Annotated in this window: 4 protein-coding genes; all 4 read right to left on the bottom strand. The window is 66.9% G+C overall.

Going from position 1 to position 4,109, the window contains the following annotated elements:
- A partial coding sequence (locus tag ACWCP0_RS41885) for an NAD(P)-dependent oxidoreductase (RefSeq protein WP_451083946.1) occupies nucleotides 1–837 on the bottom strand: 837 nt, incomplete at its 3' end.
- A gap of 27 nt (nucleotides 838–864) precedes the next feature.
- Nucleotides 865–1,065 (bottom strand): hypothetical protein, encoded by a 201-nt coding sequence (locus tag ACWCP0_RS41880; RefSeq protein ID WP_451083945.1) that lies wholly within the window; start codon nucleotides 1,063–1,065, stop codon nucleotides 865–867.
- 417 nt (nucleotides 1,066–1,482) lie between these two features.
- The gene (locus ACWCP0_RS41875; RefSeq protein ID WP_451083947.1) at nucleotides 1,483–2,418 is read right to left on the bottom strand and encodes an RNA polymerase sigma-70 factor; all 936 of its coding nucleotides are present in this window, start codon (nucleotides 2,416–2,418) and stop codon (nucleotides 1,483–1,485) included.
- A gap of 739 nt (nucleotides 2,419–3,157) precedes the next feature.
- Entirely contained in the window at nucleotides 3,158–3,598 is a 441-nt protein-coding gene (locus ACWCP0_RS41870; RefSeq protein ID WP_451083944.1) for a hypothetical protein, read from the bottom strand.
- Between the last annotated feature and the right edge of the window lie 511 nt (nucleotides 3,599–4,109).

The following is a 4,109-nucleotide window of genomic DNA, read 5'->3' as shown; positions in this document are numbered from 1 at the left end:
GGCACAACCTACCCCTGATCCATCCCACACGCCACCATGGATGGCGCGAACCCGCGCAGCGTCTGCGCCCGCTGCCGCAGGCGCTCCTGCTCGGGTCGTGATCTCGGGGTGCCAGGAGCAGCGGGCATCCACACAGGGGTCCTGTGCCGCGGCCTGCCGGGGATCTTCTTGCTGGGCGGGAAGGCTGTCGCACCACACCCGGCCGAAGGTTTCGGCGCAGAGATCATCTGCCGTTTCCATGGACCGGCCATGGTGGTTCAGACACGGCCCGACCGACAGCCGGCTGCCCGGGGGGCTGAGCCCTGCCTCCGCGCTACGGCATGAAGTGACAGGTACCCGGTACTCCAGTTCCTCCCCCGCCCTCACATGCCGGATCCAAGCGCCAGGAACCCGGCCGCGCGCTACGGAAGGTCCGCGGTGCATGCTGTGGCATGAGGCGCTATCAGAACCTTCGGATCGCCCCGCTGAGGGTGAACACGGGGCAGCGGCTCGGGCTCGGTGATATCGGGCGCCGCCCTGAGCCGTCCTGAGGCTGTTTCCTTCGCAATGTCGTCGGAATCCCACGATGCCTCGTCGCCCAACGTTCACCAGGAGCGCCTGGTCCTTCATCCTCTTCAGGAGGCGGGCGTCGAACAAACGCTGTGGCTGTCCCGTCAGCCGCAGGCACAGAACAACGACATCCGCATGCCCTACAAGCGAGGGAAGGTCCCCCTGACCGCGCACGAGGGTGGGCGCGATGGTGCGGGCCCTTCGGGAAACACGAATGAGTGTGCAGCCGAACGGTGTCGGCTGTCGCTCGACAGCAGTGTCGATGGTTCCGCTTCCCTCAATCAGCACGGCGCGCTCGCTGCGTGCGCCCGCCGGCTACTCGCTGACACCAGCACCGACCACTACCACCGGGCACACGCCCCCACCGGCCTCGACGGCCACCACGTCCAGGACCTTCAGACGGTGGCGGATGTCCACACCCTGGCCCAGCTTGGGCCGCCGAACGGCAAACGCCAGTACCGAGTGCGACTCCAGGGGCGCCGGCGGCGCTCGCACGGTGAGCACGCAGACGCGCACCGTACCGTGCACCTTCGCGTGAACGCCGACAACCGGTCGGGCAAAGCGAGCACAGCGGTGCCTGCCGGCCGTGCGGCATGTCACTGTCTGTTCTCGCGCGGGGACTCCACGCTGAGCCTGGCTGACCGAACATCGCGGGTCTGCGTCTGGCAGCTCCTGCTCTCACCTCGTGAATGAGAGCGTCATGGGAACAGTGGGTGTCGTCCCCGTCGCCCGGCGGGTGGGGTCGGCAGGCAGGGTCAAGAGCGTTTCCGTGGGAGATGACGCCTGACGGCACGGTGGCGGCAGGCCGGCACTGCGGGTGCAACCTGTACCCTGCGATGAAACGCCGGTAATGATGGCTTTCGCGGTCAATGCGGGCCATGGTCACCGGTGCGGCAGTTCTTGGTGAAACCTTTCGCCTCATCCACGTCGTGGCTACGCCACATCTCTCGGAGCGTCGAGTGCCGACGTGGAGCGAGAGCGCGAGTCGTAGAATGCCGCGATCTTGCTCGGGTTGAACACCCACATCAGCTTGTAAATGCCCTCGTGCGAGGCCGCTATTGTCAGGAAGGTCGTGGGCCGACCGTCCCTGTGGATCATCACTGCGGAACGTCCATTGGCCTGGACACCTCGGACGTCCACCTCGCGCCAGAACCGCCGAGTGGCAGTCGCCAGGTTCGCCACGCGTGCGCGGCCCAGAACCGGGACGCGAGCGGCGCCTCGAAGGCCGTTGCCGTCGGAGAGACTGACGGCATCCGGCGTGAGGAGAGCCTCCAGCGAGGCAACATTTCCTGTTCGCGCCGCCGAGACGAAGGCTTCGAGGAGGCGCCTGTGCTCCTCCGTGTCCACGGTCTCCCGCTGCTCGGCGGAGAGATGCTTGCGGGCCCGGCTCACGATCTTCCGCACGTTGACAACCCTGAGTTGAAGAATTTCAGCGATGTCGGCATAGGTGTAGTCGAACGCCTCGCGCAGGACGTATGCGGCCCGCTCATTGGGACTCAGCTTCTCCAGCACGAGGAGCAGAGCCAGCTCCAGAGCCTCCGCCCGCTGAGCGCCCACCTCCGGGTCCATACTCGTGTCAATGGGCTCGGGCAGCCACGGACCGATGTAGGTTTCGCGGCGCACACGGGCAGACTGAGCCACATTGATGGCCAGCCGGGTGGTGGTACTGGACAGAAAGGCCACGGGGCTGACCACTGCGGAACGATCAGTCCTCTGCCAACGCAGCCACACTTCCTGAACCACATCTTCGGCCTCGACTGCGCTTCCGAGCACGCGGTACGCGATGCCGAAGAGACGTGGACGGAGCTCCACGAAGACAGAAACGGCCTGGTCCAGGGAACTTTCCGTGGGGGGCGCTTCGAGATACATGATCCTGATGTCTCCGTTCCTCGTGCTGTTCAGTTGCGCGATCATGCGGCCGTGATGGCCCGCTCCTTCAGCCGGCACCTGGACGGGGGGTGTCCGGCCGCCATGTGCTCCAGGGCTGGTTACCTGGAGCCGAAAGAGTTGTGGTCACTGAGAGTCGTCCAATCGCGTCTGCTTCATTGACCAGGGCCACCTCCGTCCTGTGACAGGTTGCCGTGTCAAGTTGTTGCCAACGCTCGGAGCGGAGACGCCGCAGGGCGTGCAGGGTGTCATCCCACGCTCACTGCCCTGCCACGGAAGGGAAAAATGGGCATAAGAGCTCTCTCTCTCTCTCTCTCTTCACTGACACGGTGCCAATCGTTGGTTCATGTTGCGCAAGGCCTGCACGACGCCGTGGTGTGTCGCCGCTCACTCGCTGCGAGGGAAGGTTCACAGCACCAGGAGTTGTCTGCCGCCCTGCACGGCACCCCAAGCACCTCGCGGCCGGGCGAGCACGCCCTGGTCCGGTCGTCCCAAGCCTGGGGACCTTTCGCCGTGCCGGTGGGCACAGCCGGGTTCCGTGTGCCTCTGCACGTAGGCCGGGGGTACGGCGCCCGCGCGCCATGCCGTGGCGTGGTGGCCCGGGCTTGCCGGCCACCACACCAGGTCTCAGCGCTCCACCGCATTCGGCTCCGCAGGAGATGCTCCCTCCACTACGCGGAGGAACCCGGCGGGGCGGCGGCCGGATGAACGCTTCTGACCGTCACCGCGCATTGACGTCGGACTCGTTCACGGGGCCGGTTCGGTGGCTGTACGGGATCGTGTACATCTGCTTGCCGCCTGTCACGACACGGCCGATGGACGGCAAGCAGTCGTCGGTGGCCGCAGCCGGGCTGTGGCGACGTAGGCCTGGCCGGCGGGGACGGTGCAGAAGGTCGGCGGGGCCTGGGTGGGAGGACAGCCCGGCGGGGTACTCGTCCGCATCCGGGTGACTGGATTCGTACACCGCTACCGGCGAGGTGCCGCCGGCCCTGACCACTGTCACGTCATGGGCGGGTGTGGTGTCGCGACCGTGCGGGTTGCAGCACCAGACCTTCGTGCCGCTGTACCAGTTGGCCGTCCAGTCGCCTTTGCGGCCCACGACGACAAACCGCTGCCCGGCCTGCGCGGTGCTGCCCCAGTCGTCGATCCGGTTGGTGCCCATGCCGTCCGGGTGGATGACCTGATCACCGAAGCGGGCGAAGTGGCTGGGCGCGGTACGCAGGTGGTCGAAGTTCGAAGGCCGGCGCCGCCCGGTGCCCTCATGCGTGGCACCCGTCGAGGGTCGGACGGACAGATCCGTACGGTCTGCCGGTTGTAGGCGAACCCAGGAGTGATCGTCCCGGCCGAGCCGATCCGGCCCACGCCATGACTCCTTACTGTCGGCGGGGGCGTTCAGGAGACGTATGTATCGCGCTCCCGGTGACAGGACGGGCCCGGGTCCCGGTGCATGCCGCAGACCAGGGCGGAGTTCGGTCCGGGGACCCTGTCGTGCCCGATGAGGTCCTGCCGGTCCATGGGAATGCCGAGGCGGTCGGCCAGGTACGTGACGAGTTCCGCGCTGGTCTCCTACCGGGTCCGGGTGCACCAGGTGTCGCCAGCGGCGGCGCAGGGCCTCATTCCCCGTGTGCTCTGTCTACGTTGTTCCTTGTCTTTGGTGGGCCGGGAGCAGCGCT

It is taken from the genome of Streptomyces sp. NPDC001970 (assembly GCF_053594115.1).
The sequence above is the reverse complement of the archived record's forward strand: the minus strand, read 5'-3'. Positions and strand labels throughout refer to the sequence as shown.

What these genes read in the sequence shown, in the direction of transcription:
- ACWCP0_RS41870 (WP_451083944.1), bottom strand. Translation starts at nt 3,598, where the DNA reads ATGGGCACCAACCGGATCGACGACTGGGGCAGCACCGCGCAGGCCGGG.
- ACWCP0_RS41875 (WP_451083947.1), bottom strand. Translation starts at nt 2,418, where the DNA reads ATGTATCTCGAAGCGCCCCCCACGGAAAGTTCCCTGGACCAGGCCGTT.